Source organism: Robertmurraya siralis (genome assembly GCF_005502275.1).
Classification (GTDB): domain Bacteria; phylum Bacillota; class Bacilli; order Bacillales; family Cytobacillaceae; genus Robertmurraya; species Robertmurraya siralis.
Map to the genome: position 1 here is coordinate 68,396 of NZ_SWLZ01000021.1, position 23,465 is coordinate 91,860.

The 23,465-nt window shown below is 38.6% G+C and carries 22 protein-coding genes; 6 read left to right on the forward strand and 16 right to left on the reverse strand.

What is annotated here, in order from left to right; all coding sequences use genetic code 11:
• The first annotated feature begins 93 nt into the window (after nucleotides 1-93).
• Nucleotides 94-1,275 carry a DHH family phosphoesterase gene (locus FCJ93_RS19270; protein WP_137744428.1) on the forward strand — a complete coding sequence of 394 codons (1,182 nt, stop codon included), beginning with the start codon at nucleotides 94-96 and terminating at the stop codon, nucleotides 1,273-1,275.
• Between the two features lie 273 nt (nucleotides 1,276-1,548).
• On the opposite strand, the gene FCJ93_RS19275 is transcribed toward FCJ93_RS19270, so the two are convergent.
• The 4 genes from FCJ93_RS19275 to FCJ93_RS19290 all read right to left on the reverse strand — a co-directional run bounded on the left by FCJ93_RS19275 (nucleotide 1,549) and on the right by FCJ93_RS19290 (nucleotide 5,368).
• Complete coding sequence (locus FCJ93_RS19275) at nucleotides 1,549-2,556, reverse strand: FecCD family ABC transporter permease (RefSeq protein ID WP_137744429.1); 1,008 nt, start codon at nucleotides 2,554-2,556, stop codon at nucleotides 1,549-1,551.
• A complete protein-coding gene (locus FCJ93_RS19280; RefSeq protein WP_095311635.1) occupies nucleotides 2,553-3,563 on the reverse strand; it encodes a FecCD family ABC transporter permease in 1,011 nt (336 codons plus the stop codon). Before FCJ93_RS19280 ends, FCJ93_RS19275 begins: the two co-directional genes overlap by 4 nt.
• Before the next feature lie 82 nt (nucleotides 3,564-3,645).
• Complete coding sequence (locus FCJ93_RS19285; RefSeq protein WP_095311633.1) at nucleotides 3,646-4,572, reverse strand: iron-hydroxamate ABC transporter substrate-binding protein; 927 nt, start codon at nucleotides 4,570-4,572, stop codon at nucleotides 3,646-3,648.
• A complete protein-coding gene (locus tag FCJ93_RS19290) occupies nucleotides 4,523-5,368 on the reverse strand; it encodes an ABC transporter ATP-binding protein (protein ID WP_095311631.1) in 846 nt (281 codons plus the stop codon). Before FCJ93_RS19290 ends, FCJ93_RS19285 begins: the two co-directional genes overlap by 50 nt.
• A 224-nt stretch (nucleotides 5,369-5,592) precedes the next feature.
• Between FCJ93_RS19290 and FCJ93_RS19295 the strand changes: the two genes are divergently transcribed.
• Together FCJ93_RS19295 and FCJ93_RS19300 are read left to right on the forward strand one after the other, a co-directional pair.
• A complete protein-coding gene (locus FCJ93_RS19295) occupies nucleotides 5,593-6,642 on the forward strand; it encodes an NAD(P)/FAD-dependent oxidoreductase (RefSeq protein ID WP_137744430.1) in 1,050 nt (349 codons plus the stop codon).
• A 255-nt stretch (nucleotides 6,643-6,897) separates the two neighbouring features.
• A complete protein-coding gene (locus FCJ93_RS19300) occupies nucleotides 6,898-7,743 on the forward strand; it encodes an aldo/keto reductase (RefSeq protein ID WP_137744431.1) in 846 nt (281 codons plus the stop codon).
• Nucleotides 7,744-7,793: 50 nt separating this feature from the next.
• On the opposite strand, the gene FCJ93_RS19305 is transcribed toward FCJ93_RS19300, so the two are convergent.
• The 8 genes from FCJ93_RS19305 to FCJ93_RS19340 form a co-directional block, all read right to left on the reverse strand.
• Nucleotides 7,794-8,471, reverse strand: coding sequence for an NAD(P)H-dependent oxidoreductase (locus FCJ93_RS19305; protein ID WP_137744432.1), 678 nt, complete (start codon nucleotides 8,469-8,471; stop codon nucleotides 7,794-7,796).
• A 194-nt stretch (nucleotides 8,472-8,665) separates the two neighbouring features.
• The gene (locus FCJ93_RS19310; RefSeq protein ID WP_137744433.1) at nucleotides 8,666-9,190 is read right to left on the reverse strand and encodes a CBO0543 family protein; all 525 of its coding nucleotides are present in this window, start codon (nucleotides 9,188-9,190) and stop codon (nucleotides 8,666-8,668) included.
• 118 nt (nucleotides 9,191-9,308) lie between these two features.
• Nucleotides 9,309-10,973 carry a glycoside hydrolase family 13 protein gene (locus tag FCJ93_RS19315; RefSeq protein ID WP_137744434.1) on the reverse strand — a complete coding sequence of 555 codons (1,665 nt, stop codon included), beginning with the start codon at nucleotides 10,971-10,973 and terminating at the stop codon, nucleotides 9,309-9,311.
• Nucleotides 10,974-10,998: 25 nt separating this feature from the next.
• A complete protein-coding gene (locus FCJ93_RS19320) occupies nucleotides 10,999-12,033 on the reverse strand; it encodes a LacI family DNA-binding transcriptional regulator (RefSeq protein WP_137744435.1) in 1,035 nt (344 codons plus the stop codon).
• A gap of 22 nt (nucleotides 12,034-12,055) precedes the next feature.
• A complete protein-coding gene (locus FCJ93_RS19325; protein WP_137744436.1) occupies nucleotides 12,056-12,871 on the reverse strand; it encodes a carbohydrate ABC transporter permease in 816 nt (271 codons plus the stop codon).
• Nucleotides 12,871-13,731 carry a carbohydrate ABC transporter permease gene (locus tag FCJ93_RS19330; RefSeq protein WP_137744437.1) on the reverse strand — a complete coding sequence of 287 codons (861 nt, stop codon included), beginning with the start codon at nucleotides 13,729-13,731 and terminating at the stop codon, nucleotides 12,871-12,873. Before FCJ93_RS19330 ends, FCJ93_RS19325 begins: the two co-directional genes overlap by 1 nt.
• 350 nt (nucleotides 13,732-14,081) lie before the next feature.
• On the reverse strand, nucleotides 14,082-15,389 hold the full coding sequence (locus FCJ93_RS19335; RefSeq protein ID WP_137744438.1) for an ABC transporter substrate-binding protein: 1,308 nt from the start codon (nucleotides 15,387-15,389) through the stop codon (nucleotides 14,082-14,084).
• Nucleotides 15,390-15,513: 124 nt separating this feature from the next.
• The gene (locus FCJ93_RS19340; RefSeq protein WP_268951606.1) at nucleotides 15,514-17,232 is read right to left on the reverse strand and encodes a glycoside hydrolase family 13 protein; all 1,719 of its coding nucleotides are present in this window, start codon (nucleotides 17,230-17,232) and stop codon (nucleotides 15,514-15,516) included.
• A 410-nt stretch (nucleotides 17,233-17,642) separates the two neighbouring features.
• Here FCJ93_RS19340 and FCJ93_RS19345 point away from each other — a divergent pair, with 410 nt between their 5' ends.
• Nucleotides 17,643-17,855 carry a hypothetical protein gene (locus FCJ93_RS19345; RefSeq protein ID WP_137744440.1) on the forward strand — a complete coding sequence of 71 codons (213 nt, stop codon included), beginning with the start codon at nucleotides 17,643-17,645 and terminating at the stop codon, nucleotides 17,853-17,855.
• Between the two features lie 173 nt (nucleotides 17,856-18,028).
• Here the strand turns inward: FCJ93_RS19345 and FCJ93_RS19350 are convergent, their stop codons facing one another.
• From FCJ93_RS19350 to FCJ93_RS19365, 4 genes are all read right to left on the reverse strand, one after another.
• Nucleotides 18,029-19,486, reverse strand: coding sequence for a DUF4153 domain-containing protein (locus FCJ93_RS19350; RefSeq protein WP_137744441.1), 1,458 nt, complete (start codon nucleotides 19,484-19,486; stop codon nucleotides 18,029-18,031).
• Nucleotides 19,487-19,556: 70 nt separating this feature from the next.
• The gene (locus FCJ93_RS19355; protein ID WP_137744442.1) at nucleotides 19,557-20,195 is read right to left on the reverse strand and encodes an HAAS signaling domain-containing protein; all 639 of its coding nucleotides are present in this window, start codon (nucleotides 20,193-20,195) and stop codon (nucleotides 19,557-19,559) included.
• The gene (locus FCJ93_RS19360; RefSeq protein WP_095311603.1) at nucleotides 20,176-20,523 is read right to left on the reverse strand and encodes a PadR family transcriptional regulator; all 348 of its coding nucleotides are present in this window, start codon (nucleotides 20,521-20,523) and stop codon (nucleotides 20,176-20,178) included. The genes FCJ93_RS19355 and FCJ93_RS19360 overlap by 20 nt, the downstream gene beginning before the upstream one ends.
• An 81-nt stretch (nucleotides 20,524-20,604) precedes the next feature.
• Nucleotides 20,605-21,663 carry an LLM class flavin-dependent oxidoreductase gene (locus FCJ93_RS19365; protein WP_137744443.1) on the reverse strand — a complete coding sequence of 353 codons (1,059 nt, stop codon included), beginning with the start codon at nucleotides 21,661-21,663 and terminating at the stop codon, nucleotides 20,605-20,607.
• Nucleotides 21,664-21,990: 327 nt separating this feature from the next.
• On the opposite strand from FCJ93_RS19365, the gene FCJ93_RS19370 reads away from it, so the two are divergent.
• Nucleotides 21,991-22,275, forward strand: coding sequence for a CD3324 family protein (locus FCJ93_RS19370; protein WP_095311599.1), 285 nt, complete (start codon nucleotides 21,991-21,993; stop codon nucleotides 22,273-22,275).
• 223 nt (nucleotides 22,276-22,498) lie between these two features.
• On the forward strand, nucleotides 22,499-23,209 hold the full coding sequence (locus FCJ93_RS19375) for a FusB/FusC family EF-G-binding protein (RefSeq protein WP_137744444.1): 711 nt from the start codon (nucleotides 22,499-22,501) through the stop codon (nucleotides 23,207-23,209).
• The last annotated feature ends 256 nt before the right edge of the window (nucleotides 23,210-23,465 follow it).

Sequence of the window (23,465 nt, forward strand, 5' to 3'; positions counted from 1 at the left end):
TTATCTCCTCCTATGACTTTCATTTTAATGAAGTGAGCAAAATGAAGCAATATTATGACCATTTTATCGCATAATAGAGATTGAGGTGAAATCATGTATAAGCTATTATCACATAATGATTTAGATGGGGTTGGATGCGGAATCCTTGCGAAACTGGCCTTTGGCAAGGACGTACAGGTTCGTTACAACTCAATTGCTGCATTAAATCGGGAAGTGGAATCGTTTTTTGAGAATGATGATCCAGAAACATTTCTTTTTATAACCGACTTATCTATGAACGAAAAAAATGAAAAAAACATAGAGGCCTTTTATCAATCAGGGGGAAAAGTGCAGCTTATTGACCATCACAAAACATCCCTAAATTATAATCAATATGATTGGGGGAACGTTGTCGTTGAAGATGACGATGGGAAGCCTGCTTCAGCAACCTCCCTTTTTTATCACTATTTGGTTAATAGAGGCCATTTATCGAAAACAGAAGCGTTGGACGAATTTGTTGAGCTCATCCGCCAATATGATACATGGGAATGGGAAAAGAACAATAATCAGCAAGCTCAACGCCTTAACGCACTCTTCTTCCTTGTTTCAATTGATGAGTTCGAGGAAACGATGCTTGAGCGCCTTAAATCATTTGACCATTTTCAATTTGATGATTTTGAGAAGAAAATTTTAGATATGGAAGAGGGGAAAATTAAGCGCTACATTCGCCGAAAAAGAAGGGAGATCGTTCAAACACAAATCAACGATCATTTTGCCGGTGTCGTCTATGCTGAATCCTACCATTCTGAGCTTGGAAACGAACTGGGCAAAGAATATCCACACTTAGATTATATCGCTATTATCAATATGGGAGGAAAACGATTAGGCTTTCGTACGATTCATGATCATGTAGACGTTTCGGAGATTGCAGGACAATTAGGTGGAGGCGGACATGCAAAAGCAGCGGGATGCACGCTGACTGAAAACGCCTATAAGTTGTATGTTAGCAACACCTTTCAACTTGAGCCCCTGCATGAAGATGCAAAAAATAACCGTTACAACCTAAAGGATTGCTCCTTTGGAACGCTGTATTTAAATCGCCGCGAAGATCATTTTTTCATTCGCCCAAACACGGATTCTGAATGGATAATCGAAAAAAATCGCATGCAATTAGCTCAAACATTCCCCAGCTTTACGGAAGCTGAGAAATTTCTTAAACGTACTGAAGCTTGCTGGTTAACAGATGACGATCATTTTGTAAACTACTTAAAAAATGAAGTGAAAAAACGAAAATGAGGGTCTTTCTATTGGAAACCCTCATTCTTACGAATATTTGACCCTATTTTTGAACGCAAGCAAGCATAATCATACGGCTTATTAGTCATTTCTGCCTTTCAAAGGCAAAAATGGCTTTGAATAAAACTTGCAAAATTAGATATATCAGCGATTTTTTTCATATATCGGCGAAAAATGAAATATATCGGCGAAAATCGGAATATATCAGCGAAAAAACAATTATATCGGCGAAACGCCAAAATCACGACCAAAAGGCCACCAGAAAGACCAATTTTATTTTTTTAACAACAAATACATAAAATACGGTGCACCAATTAACGCAACCATAATACCTGCAGGAACTCCATCCGGTTCAACAAGATTTCTGCCAATCGTATCTGCCAAAGTAAGGAGCCAGCCTCCGAGCAAAATTGCTACCGGAATATAAAGCTGATTTCTAGGACCTACTAGTGCTTTAGCAATATGGGGGGCCATTAAACCAATAAAGGCGATCCCGCCCGTTACTGAAACAGCGGCTGCGGCCAATGCAACTGCGGCCAACAGCAAGGTAACTCTTTCCTTTTCTACTGCTACACCTACACCCACTGCAACTGGCTCACTCACCCCTAACAAATTTAAGCGGTTAGCACGATACAGGGTAAAAGGTACCAACACAATCAGCCACGGCAAAATGGCCAAAATAAACGGCCAATCTGCACCCCATATATTCCCGTTCAGCCACTTAGCGATAAAATCGACCTTAAATGGGTCAACTGCTGAGAAAATGATAATCATCACACCGGAAAACGCCATGGAAAAACCGACACCAATTAATACTAACCTTACAGGCTGCAGACCTGTTTTACGATCATAGGAAAAAAGATAAAGGAGTGCTGCCGTCAACATCGCACCAGCAAAAGCGACAACTGGCAATAGATAGACAAATGAACCACTGCTTACTGGAATAAACAGATAAAAAATAGCAACTCCTAGCCCAGCACCAGCATTTATCCCGATAATCCCTGGATCCGCTAAATCATTGCGTGTAATCCCCTGTAAAATGGAACCTGATAAAGCAAGAGCCATCCCTGCCAGTAAGGTGACAATCAATCTTGGCATCCGAACGGAGAAAATAACGAACTCTTCTTTAAATGTTCCTTGACCTAATAAAGTGGGGATAAGGCGCTCAAAAGAAACAGATGAACTGCCAATTCCCATGCCAATCACTGCAGTTGCTATAATCACAATGGTTAAGACCAACATTGTTAGCCTTTGTTTTTTAACAACACTTGGATGAATCATGTGAATGCTTTCCCTCCTTTACGAACAATGAAAAGGAAGAATGGTAATCCTAAAATGGACACGATTGCAGCAACCGGCGTTTCATATGGAGCGCTAATCGTCCGCCCAAGAGTATCTGCCAACAGCATAAAGCCTCCGCCGACAATGATCGACATCGGAATAATATAGCGGTAATCCGTTCCAACTACTGCCCGTACGATATGAGGCACCATGAGCCCAATAAAGGCCATATTCCCAATTAACGCTACTGCGGCTCCAGCAAGAATAATAATAATAAAAAACAAAATTGCTTTCACTTGAGTTGTTTTCTGTCCTAACCCAACTGCCACCTCTTCATTTAAGCTTAAAATCGTCAGTTGTTTAGAAAGGAATAGAGCAAGCAATAGGCCGATCACAATAAATGGAACAATAACTTGAAGCTGACTCCAAGTAGTGCCCACCAAACCACCCGCCGTCCACATTGAGACATTTTTTGAAATCTTAAAATAGAGCCCGATCCCTTCAGCAATCGCTGTTAAAAAAGCAGAAACAGCCGCTCCAGCTAACACGATGCGAAAAGGAGAGAAACCGCCTTTTTTCACTGCCCCAAGACCTATTACCATGGCAGTTCCTACCCCAGCTCCGATAAAGCAAGCAATCATAATGCTAAAATAATTAGCTGTTGGAATAAAGGCCAATGTTACCGCTAAGGCGACGTTTGCCCCCGCTGTTAAACCAAGCAGACCTGGATCTGCTAACGGATTACGGGTCACCCCCTGCATAATTGCCCCTGAAACAGCAAGCGCTGCTCCAACAAATGCCGCAGCAACTTCACGTGGCAGGCGGATCTCACGAATCATCGCCAGCTTGTCCCCGGTTTCATTCGTTACTAAGGCGAACCAAATATCTTTCAATGTTGTATCTGCTGCTCCGAAAACGAGAGCAGCAGCAAATACAGCAATTAAGAGCACAATTCCTATTATTAGCTTGTATGTAAATGGAATGAAAGGTTTATATTGTCTCGTCATCCGTCTCTCTTCTTTCGTGGATTTGAACGTGTGCACAAAACAAGGAATTCTCGATAAAAGAATTCCTTGTTTTGTCCGTTCATCATTTGCTATTTAAAAAGCTTTCCGTAAAGAATTCCAATTGAAAGTCTAATGTAATTGGATCATTGAAGTAGAATTCTGAAGCCTCCACTTCGAAAACCCGCTCATTTTTTACTGCTGGAATATTTTTATAAGTTTCCGTCTCTTTAAAAGAATTATCCACACCATCTGAGCTTAAAATAATGTAATCTCCGGAATACTCTGGAATAACTTCCGTTGATAATGCATAGTATCCTTCTTTTAACGCCATTTCCTTAACTTTTTCAGGCATCTCTAACTTCATTTCTTGATATAAAATCTCTGTACCGCGGCCCCAGTTGTCACCGAACACATAGAGCTGTTTATCATATCTTTCAAATACAGATACGGTTGCATCTTCACCTATTTTTGCTTTAATATCTTCCCCAGCCTGAGCAGCACGCTTTTTGAAATCCTCGACCCATGCTTTTGCCTCTTCTTCTTTATTTAATAACTTTCCAATTTCGATATGCTGGGTTAAGTAATCCACATTTCCATACGTATATGTTACCGTCGGAGCAATCTCCGCTAATTTATCAAGATTATTGTTTGTTGAAGCAGCGATAATTAAATCCGGCTCCAATTCAATAATTTTTTCTAAATTTTCGTCGGTTACCTCCTCTGCATCCGTTAAATAAGATTCATAGCGTTTATTCGCTTTTGACCATGAATCGACACCGACAATATTCACATCAAGCGCCATTACACTGCCTGCATTAGCTAGAGCAACTACGCGCTGAGGGTTTGCCGGCACTTCAATTGGACCGTTCTCTGATTCATATGTTCTCATCTCAGATGCTTTTTGCTCTTCCCCTGCTTCTTTTTCACCGTCTGCATTAGATTCTTTATTGCCACAGGCACTAATAACGAGCACCGCCAACAGCATAAATGGAATGAGTAATTTCTTCATCATTTTCTTCTCCCTTAAGTAGATTATATGTGATACACATTGGTTTATTTGTTCGTGGATCGCGTCCTATTTCAGCATCGATAGAAAATACTTTCTTCAATACCTCCCGGTTGATCACTTCTTCACAACCTCCTGCTTTGACAATTTCTCCGCCCTTTAATGCGATCATATAATCCGCAAAACGAGCTGCTTGGTTTAAATCATGAAGTACCATGACGATTGTACGACCTTGCTCAACATTCAGCTTCTGGAGTAACTCTAATACTTCTAGCTGATGCGCCATATCAAGATACGTTGTCGGCTCATCAAGGAAAATAATTTCTGTTTCCTGTGCTAACGCCATCGCAATCCAGACGCGCTGCCTTTGCCCACCTGATAAAGAATCAACTGGTCGATATTTGAAATCCTTTGTTCCAGTCACTTCTAACGCCCAATCGATGGCTTCATAATCTTTTTTTGTAAGACGACCGAATCCCTTTTGATAAGGGAAACGCCCATAGGATACTAGTTCACCTACTGTTAAGCCACTAGCGCTTTCTGGAGTCTGTGGAAGGATAGCCATTTTCTTGGCCAGTTCCTTTGTACTTCCTTTAATGATATTTTCTCCATCTAAGATCACCGTTCCAGATTGGTGAGGAATGATCCGTGTAATCGCCTTCAAAAGTGTAGATTTCCCACACCCATTTGAGCCAATAATCGTCGTAATTTGGTGATCTGGGATTTCCACATTGAGCCCGTTAACGATTAAACGTTCACCATAGCCAATGCTTAAGTCCTTCGTTCTTAGGCGAACCATTTCCATACCTCCTTATATAAGCATTTATTTCCAATTGATAATGATTTTCATTACTGTTATGAGGTAAATATAATGGGATTTGCACCATACTGTCAATATTTTTATGAGTATTTCAAAAAAAATTCACTTTCATAGAAAGTTTCTTTTTTATCTATTGCTAATTTGGAAAAAGACGTTTATAGTTAAATGAGAATGATAATCAATAACACTTGAGGTGAACGAAAATGGATAAACAAGAGCTATATGATATTACCATTGTTGGAGGCGGCCCAGCAGGACTCTATTCTGCTTTTTACAGCGGCCTTAGAGAAATGAAAACAAAAATAATTGAATTTCAGCCACAGCTTGGTGGAAAGCTTCATGTTTATCCAGAAAAAATGATCTGGGATGTAGGGGGATTAACACCTACTTCAGGAGAGAATCTCATTAAACAGCTTGTTCAACAAGGATTGACCTTTAATCCAACGGTTGTATTAAATGAAAAAGTGGAAGCTCTTTCACAAGACGAAAACGGCGTTTTTATCTTGCAGGGTTCCTCAGGTCAAATGCATTATTCAAAAACTGTCATCATGGCGGTCGGCGGGGGAATATTAAAACCGCAAAAGCTGCAAATTGAAGGTGCAGAGCGGTTTGAAATTACAAATTTAAATTATACAGTTAAATCACTCAAAAGATTTAAAGATAAAACGATTCTTATTTCAGGTGGAGGGAATTCTGCCATCGATTGGGCAAATGAATTAGAACCGATTGCTAAAAAGGTCTATCTAACTTATCGAAAAGACAATTTATCCGCTCATGAGGCTCAGGTATCTCAACTCCTAAGTGGATCAGTTGAATGCTTCTTTAACTCAGAAATTACCAAGCTTATTGCCGATAACAGTCATGAATACATTCATGGCGTGGAATTAACCAACCATGAAACAGGTGAAGTATCTTATGTCGAAGTCGATGACGTCATCATCAACCACGGCTATGAACGAGATGCTGCCCTTTTAAAAGAAAGTCAACTTGAAGTAGAGCTCGTGGATGATTTTTATATTTCAGGAAATTCAACATGTGAATCCTCAATACCTGGCTTGTATGCGGCAGGAGACATTGTCTCTTACGAAGGAAAAGTCCATTTAATTGCTGGTGCCTTCCAAGACGCCGTTAATGCTGTCAACAAAGCGAAGCAATTTATTCAGCCTGATGCAGCAAAAGGCGGTATGGTTTCCTCGCATAATGAACTCTTTAAAAAGCGTAATCGAGAGCTCGTTAAACAGCTTGTTCAATAATTTTTTATTAACCAACTTCAAGGATGCATTTTCTCCAACTGAAGGATGTGTGAAACCAAGGTTTACATGAAATGAGCCAAAAATCGTTTGTTCAACCTTTTGTTTCCAATGCCATTATCAAAAGTGGAGCTTCTGTGGGCTTCACTTTTTCTATTTTTCTTTTTCAAGCAATCAAATTTTTGGAATTTCCTGAAAGAAATGTGCATAATAGAATTCGTAGTGGTTTAGTTAAATATGATTAGGAGGGTACACAAAATGCCAAAAAATCTGCAAGATACTACCACATTGCATAACGGAGTAAAAATGCCTTGGTTTGGCCTTGGCGTCTTTAAAGTAAAAGAAGGTTCCGAAGTGGTTGAAGCTGTAAAAGCTGCAATCAAAAATGGTTACATAAGCATTGATACGGCTGCCATTTATCAAAATGAAGAAGGCGTAGGACAAGGAATTAGAGAATCTGGAGTTGCCAGAGATTCCTTATTCGTGACTTCAAAAGTTTGGAATTCAGATCAAGGCTATGAATCGACATTGCAAGCATTTGAGACAAGCCTGCAAAAGCTTGGTATGGACTATTTAGATCTTTATCTCATTCACTGGCCTGGAAAAGACAGTGCTAAATATAAAGAAACATGGAGAGCGTTAGAGAAGCTTTACAAGGATGGAAAAGTCCGTGCAATTGGTGTTAGTAACTTCCACGTTCACCATCTGGAGGATCTAATTGCTGATGCAGAAATTAAACCGATGGTCAACCAAGTGGAATATCATCCGCATTTAGCTCAATTAGAGCTTCGTGATTATTGCAAAAAGCAAGGAATTCAATTAGAAGCATGGTCACCCCTTAAGCAAGGACAGCTTTTAAATGAACCAACCATTGTAGAAATTGCAGATAAGTATCAAAAATCCCCTGCCCAAATTATTTTACGCTGGGATCTGCAAAACGAAGTGGTCACGATTCCAAAATCCATTAAAGAACATCGCATCATTGAAAATGCAGACATTTTTGATTTTGAGCTAGCACCTGAAGATATGGCAAAGTTAGATGGGCTCAACAAAAATGAACGTGTTGGTTCAAATCCAGATGAATTCGAGGTTGGATTCCAATAAGGAATCCCTTGTCTCATTAGAAGGCCATAGTCTGACTATGGCCTTCTTTACTACTCTATCCACTGTACGATGTCTTCTAGTTTCTTCCTTGTTTTTGGACGGGGTTCCTTCATACGATAACCAAAGGCGACCATCACAGAAATACCGAGATGACCATTCTCCAATAGACCTTCTTCCTCGAGAACAGCTTGTACCTTATCGAAATCAAACCCTTCTATCGGACAAGAATCTATCCCGATCTGGGCAGCAGCTGTCATCATATTGCCAAGGGCGATATAAGTTTGCTTGCACGCCCAATCAAAAATCGCTCGATCACTCTCAAATAAATGTAAATCCTCTTCTTGAAAGCTTTTATATCGAACTTTAATCTGTTCAAATACTTCAAGGGGAAATTTTTTTACATTTAGCATCTGGTCTTCGACATACTTACTATCATATTTCGTATCCTTAATCGTTCTTGCGAGAATGACAACGAAATGACTTGCTGTCGGAAGCTGTCCCTGTGCTCCCCAAGAAACCTCACGCAGTTTTTCTCTTAATTGGCGATTTTGCACAACAATAAATTTCCATGGCTCATACCCAACCGAACTGGGCGACAATCTTCCTGCCTCCAAAATAAATTGAAAATCACTATCGGATATTTTTTTCGTTGGGTCAAATTCCTTTGTAGCATGCCTAAACTGCAAGGCTTCTAAAATTTCTTTCTTTGTATCTTCATGGTGGCTCATCATACACTACTCCTTTAGAAGATTTTTATAATGGCTCATTATACGGTAAAACATAAACCTTCGTACAATAAAAGGCACTGAATCTGCTAAAAAACCAATCAAACGTTTGATCAAAACAAGGAAATTACTTAAACGCATTAAATTTCACCTGACCAAGGCGCAGAAATGGCAAATTGTCAGCCGCTTTAAAATCATCATCTCTTTTCAATGGGAATATGAGTAGGAATATCAAAGAGCCATAACCAGAACAAAGCCATCGGGATGCTTAAAAGGAATGTGAGCAAAGGTTTTTTATAGTGCATACGCAAAAACGGAAACATGATACAATCAAAAATGGCGCTCCAGCCTAATGACCATCCGTACTTATAGACAATTGTCCCTTGCGCTTGCATAATGTATTCAAACCCGACATAAATACCAATCCAGCATAAATAATGCCTAACGATTCTCCAGAAGCCCGCACCTTCTGGATAGCGGGATAAAAACATTAATGCAGTAGCCGGAAAGACAACGAATGTATAGCCCATTTCTAATAAAGTAAAGTTATACCAATCGATATCTGGTGACATTCGCCATAACCAATGAGCCGCGCATAAGAAATTATACGTCAAGTTTCCAAGAGCAATATACTGCATCGTCGGATACATTCGCTCCCAATTTCGATAATCTCTTCTAACCCATACCGCAATAAAACTAATAATCGTAAGAAAAATGTGCATAGACAAGATCCTTTGCCTTTTTTCTTTTAGCTTGCACATTTCTATGAACTTTCTTGTATTAAGAACAAAAAAAACTCCATAGATTATTTTGGCTATCTTATCTATAGAGTTTCTTTTTTTAGTTTAAGCGATAAATTCTCGCTTCATAAGGGGCCAGCTGCAAAGATTCTTCTTCCCCATGAGCGCAAACGTCAAGATTTGCTAACATTAAGTTTTCCTTTTTGTATTGCACACCTTTAATTGGTTCAACTTCAATTGAGAACGGCGATAAATTACATAAAACAATCACTTTTTCATTGTGATAAGTGCGTGTATACGCATAAATCGATGGGTGCTCTTCCAGCACTAAATCATAGCGCCCGTAGATAAAAATCGGATTTGACTTACGCAATCGAATCATCGTTTTATAATAATTTAAAATAGATTTTGGATCTTTCTTTTGAACCTCCACATTGAGTTCTTTAAAGTTAGGATTCACCCCGATCCATGGGATCCCTTCCGTAAAACCAGCGTTGCTAGCAGCAGACCATTGCATCGGCGTTCTTGAATTATCGCGACTTGTCGCCCAAATAATTTCCATAATCTCGTTCATCGCCCTGCCCTGCTCTGTCATTTCTGCAAACAAGCCCCTTGTTGAAACATCGTTATACTCGTTAATTGAAGAGAATTTAACATTTGTCATGCCAATCTCTTGGCCCTGATAAATAAAAGGGGTTCCCTGCATAAAGAAGTACATCGTTGCTAATGAAGTAGCGCTTTCTCTCCAATATTTCTCATCATTTCCCCATGTTGAAACACTTCGCGCTATATCATGATTCTCAATAAACAAGGCATTCCAGCCGCTCTTTTCTAACGCTTTTTGCCATCTGGTTAACACTCGCTTCAATTTTAATATATCAAGTGTTTTCGTCTCGGAATCCCACAGACCCAAATGTTCGAATTGAAAAATCATATTAAACTTTCCGTTCTCTTCGTCTACCCATTCGTGAATATCTTCGATCCCTACCCCATTTGCTTCAGCAACGGTCATAATATCATATTTAGCAAAGGTCTCATTCTTCAATTCAGTTAAGAAGGGTAAAATTCCATCAACATTCATATACTTGCTCCAAGCAGGAACATATGAAAGTTCATCTCGGTTATCGACATTTGAAAAGGTCAAATCCTTCTTAATATGACTGATGGCATCCACTCGAAAACCATCGACTCCTTTAGCCAACCACCAATTCACCATAGAATATAAAGCGGAACGAACCTCTTGATTTTCCCAGTTCAAATCAGGCTGTTTTTTTGAGAAAAGATGCAAATAATACTGGTTTCTCTTTTCATCGAATTCCCAAGCGGATCCTCCAAATATACTTCCCCAATTATTCGGTTCCTTCCCATCGACTCCATCTCTCCAAATATACCAATCACGTTTCTTATTCCCTGTAGATGAACGTGATTCTATAAACCATGGATGCTCATCGCTCGTATGATTAATGACCAAATCTATAATCAACTTCATGCCCCGTTGATGCACATCTTCCAGTAATTGATCAAAGTCTTCCATTGTCCCAAAGTCTTCCATAATCTCTTGATAATCACTTATATCATAGCCATTATCATCATTAGGAGACTTATACACGGGACAAAGCCAAATGACATCAATTCCGAGCTCTTCAATATAATCCAGCCTCGACATTAACCCTTTTAAATCCCCTATTCCATCACCATTTGAATCTTGGAAGCTACGGGGATAAATTTGGTAAGCTACAGCTTCTTTCCACCATTTTTTCTCCATGTTTTCCCTCTATTTCTATCTGGTGTCATTCTCCAGATGTTGTAATCTTTTTACATGATTCACGTTCTATTAACGTAGTTGAAACTAAATGATGTTTAACTGCCTCATTGGGATTCTGTATTTTCCCCAATAAAAAGTTAGTAGCTTCAAGCCCTAATTCAAATATGGAAATATCCACCGAAGTTAATGGCGGCTTAAAATAGGCAGATAAAGCATGATTATTAAAACTTATAATGGAAACATCTTCTGGAACTTCATAGGAAAGCTCCTCTAAATAGCGAATAACCTCATAAGCAGCTAAATCATCATGGGCAACAATTGCCGTTGGCGGAGCAGCTAAATCCATTAATTTTTGAATCGCTTCTTTCCCATTCAATTTCATATCGCTATCCCGAAGAAAATATTTTTCCTCATAGGGAAGACCTATTGTACTCAGTGCCTTTTTATACCCATTTAAACGATCGATTGAAACGACAAAATCCAAATCTCCTCCAATGAACGCAATTTTCTCATGTCCTAAAACTTGAAGATATTTCACCACTTCATGAGCAATTTTTTCATTATCATTATCAATATAGGTTATCTCGTGCTCGAAATCATAAGGACGACCCACCATAGTAAAAGGAAATTTGACCTCTTTTAAATATTTCATTGTCCGGTCATTGACTCTTGAGTAGAGTAGAATAATTCCATCCACTTTTTTCCCTTGAACCATCGATACAACTTCTTCATAAATTTCATTCTCAGTTCCACCAGTTGAAAAATAAATTCCATATTTACCGGCATGTGCACTGACACAAATACCGCGAATAACTTCCGGAAAGAACGGATTTTGAAATGCTGAGGAAGTGGAGTTGGACATAACCACACCAATTGTTTTTGTAGATTTTGCCGCTAAATTTCGAGCCTGAAAGTTAGGATAATAGCCAAGTCTGTCCATGACCTCTCTAACCTTTCGCTTTGTTTGCTCACTTATTCTTGGATTGTCTGCAATAACTCGAGAAACTGTTGAAGGAGAAACATTTGCTTCTCTTGCTACATCGATGATGGTTACAGCCATTGAAATTCCCTCCCTAATATTTTTATTTTACCGCTCCCTCAGAGACGCCTTTTATAATTTCCCGTTGGGCAAAGAAATAAAGAATAATCACTGGAATGATTGCTATTGTGAGACCAGCCAACGCTAAATGCCACTGTTTTGTATACTCACCAAAGAAAAAGAACATTTTCAGTGGAATCGTCTCCATCCCCTGTTGATTAATAACAAGCGAAGGCAATAAATAATCATTCCAAATCCAAATCGTATTCAGAATTGCCACTGTTACTGTGATCGGCTTAAGAATTGGAAAAATAATATGCCAAAAAATTTGAAACTTATTTGCACCATCTATTGTAGCAGCTTCATCCAGCGATTTGGGGATGGAATTTAGGGCGCCGTGGTACAAAAATATCGATAAGCTAGCTCCAAAGCCCAAATACATGAAAATTAATCCACCGCGATTTAGCATTTCAAATTTTCCAAAAATCGCCACAAGCGGAATCATAACCGACTGAAATGGAATAAGCATTGCTGCAACAAAGATGAAGAAAATTATCGTACTTACTTTACTCTTTGTTCGCGATAGTGCGTAAGCAGCCATTGCTGAAAAAATGATGATAATGATGACACTTGCTCCCGTGATCAATAAGGAGTTCCCAAATGTTTTTAAAAAGTCCAATTCTTTAAAAGCTGCAATGTAATTATCAAAGGTTAAATGACTTGGAGGTTTTAATGTATCCTCAAAAATCTCCCGCTTTGTTTTAAGAGAATTGACAATCATTAAATAAAAAGGCGCTAACCATAAAAGAGCTAAAAAGATCCCTATCACTTCAAGTGGAATTAAATACTTTTTACGCATTACATTTCCACCTCGCGTTTCTTATTGATATAAACTTGCACTAATGCGATGACCGCCACGATAATGAAAAAAATGACTGATTTTGACTGGGCATACGCCATGTCATATTGTTTAAAAGCTGTATTGAAGATTTCCATTGCGACCATTTGCGTTGAATCGTATGGTCCCCCACCTGTTAACGATAAGTTCTGATCATATAGTTTAAATGTATTGGAGAGGGTTAAGAACATGCTAACGGTAAAAGCAGGTGCGACAAGCGGGAATATAACATGCCAGAAACGTTGGAAAGCATTTGCTCCATCGATTTCAGCCGCTTCAATTAATTCTTTCGAAATTCCTTCTAAATAAGCAATGTAAATAACCATAATATATCCTGCCATTTGCCAGCTCATTAAAATGACAAGACCCCAAAATCCCGTATTAGGTGTCGATAACCAGCCCTTTAAATTTTCTAACCCGACTAGGCTTCCAAAGCCAGCAAATGCCTTTGTGAAAATAAACTGCCAAATAAAACCGAGAATCAATCCCCCTATTAAATTGGGCATGAAGAAAATGGTACGCATTAATTTATTCGTCTTTAACTTTGCTGTTACTAAAAGGGCCAAAGATAACCCGATAACGTTAATTAACACAATCGATACAATCGAAAATTTGGCTGTGAACCAGAGTGAGTTCAGAAAGCGCTCATCTTGAAATATCGCTTTATAGTTAGCAAGACCAACAAAACCGGTTGCTTGGATACCATTCCAATCCGTAAAAGAGTAGTAAATGCCTAATAGCAAAGGAGCAATTACAACTAATACCAGTGCAGCTAACACGGGCATTAGAAATAACCAGTAGGACCATTCTCGAATGCGCATTTTCTCACCTTCCATAACTTTAAATCGCCTTTCTTCATTGTATCTGAAGGAAGATCTATATTCCTATTCCAGCAAATTCATATAATAAAATAGCCGATTCTAAACTCTATAAAAATTAAACACTCTATTTATTCTGATGGCTTTGTTAAATAGAATTGTTGTCAAAATGATTTTGGGCCCTTTTCATGTGAAACCAAAGTTTCACATGCCTTTCAGTATAACTGAAAGGTCTTCTGAGAAAATAAGCCCAAAATCAACACCGACATATAACAGAGCCATTCTGACAAAACAAAGTAGCACATCGCTACTTTGTTTTGTCAGAAATGTCGGCTTTTTTCTAGAAAAAAGCATTATTGACGTCCCTTTTCCCAAGCTGTTTTTGAGGCATCGATAACATTTTCCCAGCTTGATTCACCACTTAAATACTTCTGAATTTGAACGCCAAGCTCATTTTCACCCCATCCAGTAGGATAACCCATGAATGCCCAGCCAATCGTTTTTCCTTTTTGGGAATATTCATAAACATCCTTTGAAAGCGGATCTGCTATCTTTTCAGAGTCATAGCCTTCGTAAGCAGGAATAAAATTGAATTCGCTTACAACTGCCTCCTTACCGGTTTCAGAGGTATATAACCAATTCAAGAAATCTTTTGCCGTTTCGATCACAGCTTCATCTGCATTACTATTTACGCCCCAATACATTGGAATTCCTACTGGAATGCGATCCCCTTCATACCCTTCTACCGGTATTGGCAAAATGCCGATTCCATTTTGGGCAAATTCCTCATCAATACCTGCAATCGAACCATACACCCAGTTTCCTTGTTGAATAATGGCCACTCTTTCAAGTGAGAAAAGTTCCTCAACTTGTTGAGAATAGTCAAGACTTACAGTTGGTTGAACAGAATAATCATTTTGCAAATCGAGAATTTTCTTAAATGCATCACCATATTTAAACTCAACTGTCGGTGCATCAAACGCGGTTAGAACATTGTGTTCGAATTCTGGCGCTAAGAACGTATTGGATAAATGTAAACCAGTCACCCATTTTTCTTTCCCTGGGAGAGCAAATACTGCCTCAAGGCCTAATTCTTCCTTCTTGCTATCTAACACCTTCACCGCAGCTTCTAAAGAAGAAAAATTAACAATTGACGCAGGGTCAATGCCCGCTTTTTCAAATACATTTTTATTGTAAATAAAGCCATAGCCTTCTTGATTAAACGGAAGCCCTAGAACTTCTCCATCTACTGTTACTCCCTCAAGAGTACCATCTAAAGCCAAGCCTGCAGCCTCTGTATCAGATAAATCTGCTAATTTATCTTGCCAATCTGCAACGTCTTGTGGTCCACCAATATTGTAGATGGCAGGTTCATTGCCTGAAGCAAACTTGGAACGCAATGCTGCTCCGTAGTCTTCTCCTCCACCTACGGTAGTGATGTTGATTTTGACATTTTCATGCTCATCCTCGTATGCTTTTGCCACTTGTTCAAACTGATCCTTGAATTCTACTTTAAACTGAAAAACATCAATCGTGACGACTTCGCCGTTAGATTTCCCTTCTGGAGAAGTTGCTGGTTTTTCATCTCCATTACAACCTGCTAGAAAACCTGCGAAACCTAATGTTGCTGCAAGTAAACCTGCACGCCATTTACCTTTCATTTGTTTCCCCTCCACTTTTAAAATATTAAATTTGCGAAAACGTTTGCACAACTTTCAAAAAAGAATGCAAAGCTTAGGAAAGCGTTTGCACAACTTTAATGTAAACCCATCCTAACACAGCTTTTTAAAAATGACAAGGACTATTTTTTTCCCTTTGAAAAGAAAGAACAAAAGCCTCATACGGTCTTACTTCAAGCGCTTTTTTATTTACTTCAAGATGCTCATAGTTTGCTATTACAACTTGTCCATTCTTTCCCTCCACATCACAATCGGACCATACCAATTTCTCCGATCTTTTCGAAAAATTGGCTACAACTAACCACTCTTCGCTTTCCAGAACCCTTTTATAAACAAAAAGATAAGGATGCTCCGATAACAGGAGTTGAAAGCTTCCATACGTAATAATGTCATGAGACTTTCTTAGTTTGATTAGTTTTTGATACGTATAAAAAATCGAATCAGGATTAGCAAGGGCACTTTCTGCATTAATCTCGTTTACATTATTATTCATTTGCATCCACGGCACTCCTGTCGTAAACCCTCCATCCGGGGTCCATTGCATTGGAGTACGTGCATTATCACGTCCTTTTGCATAAATACTCTCCATTATCTTTTCATGGGGAATCCCTTGCTCCCGTTTTTCCTTATACATATTAATTGTTTCTATATCTTGATAATCTTCAATGCTAGCAAACTTAACATTCGTCATCCCTAACTCTTCACCTTGATATATATAAGGAGTTCCTTGCAGCATATGCAGACAAATGGCAAGCATTTTTGCAGATTGTTCACGATATTCCCGCTCATCACCAAATCGTGAAACCACTCGCGGCTGGTCATGATTATTCCAATAAAGGCTGTTCCAACCTTTATGATGAAGAGCTTGCTGCCACTTCTCTAGATTTTTTTTCAAATCAACCAGTTGAAGAGGCTGAATATCCCATTTTTCATAGGGACCCCTATCTAAATCCATATGTTCAAACGTAAATACCATATTTAATTCACGGTTTTCAGGATTGGTATAAATTTGAGCATCCTCAGGTGTCGCTCCAGGCATTTCTCCAACAGTTAAAACATCATAATTTTGTAAAACTGCTTCATTCATTTCACGTAAGTAAGTATGAATTTTGGGACCGTTCATAAAATAAGCACTTCCATCTGCAAATACCTGCTCTGGATGCACTGCGCCATCAGGAAAGCGGACATCCTTTGAAATAAAATTGATCACATCCATACGAAAGCCACCGATGCCCTTATCTAACCAAAAGGTCATCATTTCATAGATCTCTTTTCTTAAAGGCTGATGCTCCCAATTTAAGTCAGGCTGTTTTTTAGAAAACAGATGCAAATAATACGAGCCTGTTTTTTCATCCCTTTCCCATGCTGATCCAGAAAAAATAGAACCCCAATTATTCGGTGGAGCACCGTCTTTTCCCTCTCTCCAAATATAAAAATCTCGATACTTTGAACTTGTTGATTTTCTCGATTCGATAAACCAGGAATGTTCATCAGAGGTATGATTCACGACAAGATCCATAACGATTCGAATTCCTCTGTATTTTGCTTCCTTAATTAAACGCTCAAAATCAGCCATAGTTCCAAACTCTCGCATAATCGCTCGATAATCACGAATGTCATAGCCATTATCGTCATTGGGAGAATCGTAGATTGGGCTTAACCAAATAACATCAATACCCAGTTTACATAAATAATCCAACTTCGAAATAATTCCTTGCAAATCACCAATTCCATCCCCATTAGAATCCATAAAACTCCGGGGATATATTTGATAGACAACACTGCGCTTCCACCAAGGTTCTGTTCCATTTAAATTTTTCTCCACTGCCATTCACCTCATTTCAAACCCATTGTACTCCTTCTTCTGTAAATGCGCAATCGTTTGCACAAATGATTGCACAATTTTTAGATAGCGTTAAAGGCGAAGAGCCCCATGTATGTAAAAATATTTAGGGAAACGTTTCTTTCAAGTAATACCCGTCGGCAATTAATCCATTCTACTGACTTTTTCAGTAGTCTCAATGGGATAGAACGAGGGAAACTTGAATGGTTCTTGTCCGAATAAGAGGTGTATTCGGACTGAACGAGCGAAACTTGAACGGTTCTTGGCCGAATAAGAGGTGTATTCGGACTGAACGAGCGAAACTTGAACGGTTCTTGGCCGAATAAGAGGTGTATTCGGACTGAACGAGCGAAACTTGAATGGTTCTTGGCCAAATAAGAGGTGTATTCGGAATGAACGAGCGAAACTTGAATGGTTCTTGGCCAAATAAGAGGTGTATTCGGACTGAAACGGGCGAAACGGGAATGGTTCTTGGCCAAATAAGAGGTGTATTCGAACTGAACGAGCGAAACTTGAATGGTTCTTGGCCAAATAAGAGGTGTATTCGGACTGAACGGGCGAAACGGGAACGGTTCTTGGCCAATTTAACGGACGGGAACAAATGAGATCGGCAAGAGTTCAATCCGATTCATAGCGCCAATATGAAACAAACTGTCGGAATGAACGCCATTTGCTTTCCACCCCGACAGAACGGAGGACAGAAGCTCTAGAAATTCTGCCAAAAAAGACCACTGAACACTTTTTCAGTGGCCTCATTAAAAACTAAGGGCTATGTTTTTTATAAATTCAATTTTTCTAATTTTTGATAAGCTTTGTCTCTTGTATAGTTTGTCGACTGCCAAGAGTCAGATTTTATAAATGGTAGTTCATCCTTTTTCTGGGCAAGCAATTCTTTTAATCCCGGAATTTCGGGGTCCTGTTCATATAATTCGATTAACCCAATAATTCCTGTGGCAGACATATAACCTAAATAATCGATATCAATTTTTCCAGTTGCTTCATAGCGCTCGATATTTTGTGCAACGATGATTCGATCGATATGAATCAGATTGATGCCAACATAATAGACGAGTGCCGCAATGAAATAAAAGTGAAACAGTGACAGCCTTTTAAGCCAAATTTTCACAAATGTATAAGCAAAGATCACCATCAAAAAGATCATAAAGGAATGAGCCAAAACTCTTGTGATGGTAAATCCATATGCCTCTTCGTACATCATCAATCTCATATAAGCGGATACAAGCATAATGCCGCTGCACAACACTAACAATGATAAAGAAATATTCACAAGCTTTTCGATTACGCCTCGCAGTTGTTTCGTACTCGTAATGACTACAGTTGTCATGCTCAAATTGATAAGCGTCACAAACAACAATTCAAAAAAGCCACGACGGGCATATTCAGCATAGGTATAACCATCAACTAGTGTTTCACTAAAGAAATATTTGAATTGGATGATTATAAAAACGACATAAACTACGTTTAAAAGAGCGAGCACGGTTATGGTGATTATCCCATCAAATGAAACTGTCTGAACCAGCCTTTCTTTTTGCTCTGCCTGAATATTCTTTACTGACAGGGCCTGCAAAAAACCAAAGATTCCAAAACCAAAAATACAAATAATTAGGAAACGAAAAAGATAATCTGTTCTAAAATTAAGCAATTGTGGCAGTGAGTTCATCATCTGTTCAAAATAGGCATCTGCTGAAATAAGCAAATTGAGAACAATAAATAATACTGGAACAGCGATGATAATTCCGATGATTATTTTCTTTCCTATTTCATGACTTGCGCTCTCACTTCCCTTTTTAAAATATGTAGCCAAATGGTTGGCAAATTGAAAATTATAGCGAAGCCCATTGATAAGACGTTTGCCTATATAAACAATAAACATCAAGTTCGTCCAGTCTACCTTTTTCGGTGATGTAATTAAAACGAGATGAAGCATCACCAATGCAGGTATGAGAACAATATTTAGAAACTGAAACAAGAGCACATCGTACAAATAATAGCTTGCTGCTAACAGCCAAATGGCCATTAAAACAAAATATCCGAAACGTTGATGGGTAAAAACAACTGTACGAAACCTCCAGTAAAATACTGCATAAAAAATCATAATAAACAGTAAATACGATATCCCGATTTTTTCTCTAAAAAAAGCTTCTTCTGCCACCACTCCCACTGCTAAACAGAGAATTAAAAAAAGCCAATCAACCTTTTTCATCATTGATTCCATATTTTTTCACTCCATATCGTTATTCTATATATATAGAAAATCTATGTATACTAGTAAAAAAAAGCTCTTCTTAAACAGAAGCTTTTTTTCCCCATTTATAGCTCAACAAACATACTGGGTAGAGCAAGATCGTTAACGCAATACAAAGCATGATAAAGGTTCTCGTTAACAGAGGACTAAACCATTCATGTGGAATGACATGAAAAACGGTTAGCACCATAAGCGTTAAATTAGGGATCAATGCGAGAAAAAATGTTTTCTCCATCAGCTTTCTCCCTTTATGACCAAATCCTTTGCCAATCTCGTAGCCGAGCAAAGCCCAAAAGAACATATAGATAAAAGCAATAAGAACTGGAAAGGAAGTCAATTGTGCCCAAACAATAGTTAACCAGTTCCATTCAAACAGATTATGCGCCAATGTAAGGAGGGATCCTCCTCCAAACAATAAAATATTGAGCGCAAGAAAAAGCCATTTCATATTGCTTGGCGTAACAGACAGCTCTTCTCTCCATAGTTCAGCTATTTCTTTCGGCTTGCCAAACCGCAAAAACATTTCGGTCCGGATTTCTTCTTCCGTTTTTAAATGGGTGAGATTAGCAAGAAGCTCGTCAAGGTGGGCATCATATTCCTGTAAGATCATTTCTTTTTCTTCATGATGTTCAAGATATTTCGCCAATTCTGCTAAAAATTCACTCTTTAGCTGTGCCATGCCTTTTTCTCCCCATAACCCTGTTCATCACAGAAACAAAATCATCCCACTCTTGGGTTCTCTCCAGCAACATTTCTCTCCCAGCATCTGTAATTCGATAGTACTTGCGCGCTGGTCCCTTTTCCTGTTCCCGCCAATAACATTCAATATATTCTTGCTTCTCAAGCTTATGAAGCGCCGGATAAAGCGTCCCTTCTTTAAAAGAAAATTCATTTCCACTGCGTTTCTCCAATTCCTTCACAATCTCGTAGCCATACATATCTTTATCAGCTAATAATTGCAGTAATAAAAGCGAAGTACTGCCTTTTACCAATTCACGATTAAACATTTTATCACCTACCTAGAATTATTAGGTATATAGAAATCCTACACCCTTTCTATTGATTTGTAAAGTGTAGGATTTCTTTTTTTATTTCATTTCTTCTTCTGCTTCCCATTTTGCTATTTCTTCCCGAACAAACGGTGCTACTTTTGTTCCTAATAGTTCAATTGCTTTCATAACATCTTCATGCGGCATCGTTCCGACTGGTACATGAAGCATAAAACGTGTAATTCCAACATTTTTACGAAGATGAATGATTTTTTGTGCCACTGTTTCTGGATCACCTACATATAGTGCCCCTTCAAAGCTTCTTGCCGCATCAAATGCAGCGCGATCATAATAGCCCCAGCCACGTTCTTTACCAAGGACATTCATTGCTTGTTGCGTTGGAGGGAAAAATTTCTCACAAGCTACTTCATTGCTTTCTGCTATAAACCCATGTGAATGAGAAGCAACTGCAAGCTTGGAAATATCGTGGCCAGACTGAGCTGCTGCACGTTTATAAAGTTGAACTAATGGAGCAAACTGCAATGGACGTCCGCCAATAATAGCTAAAACAAGTGGTAGTCCCAGTTGGCCGGCACGGGCAACCGATTGCGGTGTGCCACCGCTCCCGATCCAAACAGGTAAAGGATCTTGAACCGGACGAGGATACACTCCTAGATTGTTTAAAGCCGGGCGATGCTTTCCGTTCCATGTGACCTTTTCTGATTCTCTAATTTTTAAAAGTAAATCGAGCTTCTCTTCAAACAGCTCATGATAATCGTTGAGGTCATAACCAAACAGAGGAAAAGATTCAATAAAAGAACCTCGCCCTGCCATAATTTCCGCTCTCCCATTCGATATCCCGTCAAGCATCGCAAAGTCTTGAAAAACGCGAACCGGATCATCTGAAGACAGCACTGATACAGCGCTTGTCAGGCGGATCCGTTTCGTTTGAGGTGCCGCCGCAGCCAGCAAAACTGCTGGTGAAGACGCCGCATAGTCTTTACGGTGATGTTCTCCTACCCCAAAGACATCAAGGCCGACTTGATCAGCGAGAATAATTTCTTCGACGACCTCACGCAAGCGCTGTGCATGACTAATAACCTTGCCAGTATGGACATCAGGGGTTGTTTCAACAAATGTGCTAATTCCTATTTCCACTATGTATATCCTCCTTAATTCAGATATCTTTATTTTGAGACTTTTCTTTACCTATCGCAAGTAATAAGCGTGGCCCTGCTCTAAATCAAAAAACCTTTAAAAACATACAAATATTTGCTAAACTTCGTTATACTTAAATCTAGAGGGGGTGCTACTGATGGAGAATCGTTTAAGATTGTCTAGAGCTTCTTTCACTCATGCAAAGCCTATTATTGGAAAGGCGATACTTTGCATGGGGCGAAACATTTAAGTTTATCGCTGCACTGGCTTTTCTAATATTTTGGCTTTGCACCTTATTTTCAAACTCAAAATAAGGAGCGAGCGAAATTGAAATATACAAACGCCAAAAACGTATTACCTGAAAAGCTGATTTCAGAAATTCAAAAATATATTCAGGGAGAAACTCTCTATATTCCTAAGCAAGAAACGGAATACCAAAAATGGGGGACGGCAAGTGGCAGCAGAAAAATGCTCGACCGTCGCAATGCTGCAATAAAAGAGTCCTATCGTAATGGCAGCAGCATCGAACGACTAGCTGAGGAATACTTTCTTTCAACTGAAACGATTAAAAAAATTATCTATTCATATAAAATAGCTAAAGGACACGGATGAAATATGGATTCATCCGTGTCCTTTTAGGTAAAAAACGATTCTCATTCATTCTCTCCATTTTAAAAAAAAGCTTTCTTCTTTAAAATAAGGGTTATTATATGTCAGTGTTGATCTTTGCCTATTTTCTCAACCATTCAACATACGTGTGAAACCAAAGGCATTTATCAACTGGTTTGACAAATCCTCTAATAAGATTACTGCCAATATAGGAGAGAGAGAGAAAATGACAGAGAAATTTATAAAAAATGAACAATTTAATTTTATTAAAAAACAAGTTGCCCTAATTAAAGACAGTATTAAAAAGCATGTGCCTCCGACTGTTCTAAATGCAACAATTGGTCTGGCCAATGCTAAAGCTTTGGAGTTGTTTCCACATGCATCTGCAGAACAAATCACACTGCTCGACCTTTCTAATTTAAAAACAGAAGATCAATTTGAACAATATCTCCAGCAACTTTCAGCATATGTAATAGACTTTCCTCATATTACAGAACAGCAGCTTAAAAAGATGTTTCCGAAAAGCAAAAAGTTAAAGCTTCCTGATTTATCAAATTTAGCTGGCAATAAGCTTACCTATTTAGGCTGGAATGATCTTCGAACCAACAAAAAGTATCTTGTTTATGAACTTGATGGAAAGCTCGTTGGGATTGAATGCAAAATGTCTGCGATCGAAAAAAATAATATCTGTTCCATTTGTAATGGCCATGGTGAGGTTACCTATTTCTCCACAATCACCAAATCAAAGAAAGCAAATAATCCTGATTATTATAAGGCTATCGGAAATCTCATTTGTACTGATAGCAATAAGTGTAATGAAAAAATCACCAACGTCGACTATCTTGAAATTTTTTTAAAGGAATCGTTAGGGATAGAACAAACAAAAGATCGTATGTACTACTTAAACGAAGATGCATTCCGGAAAAATCGTGATTAATTCCGGAATTTTTCTGATGAATTCCGGAAAAAGCAGATATATTTCCGGAAAAATTGCATGAATTCCGGAATTTCACCCTACAATTCCGGAAACATAAGAAAAACCAGGTTTTCACGATATCGGTCTTTAAAAAAATATTTCGGTCTTTATTTCATTTTATCGGTCTAAATCGAAATATTTCGGTCTTTATACTGTTATTGTCCCTATATAGTAGACAGTTTTAGAAAAACAGTCACTCTCGAATTCATGATATAGT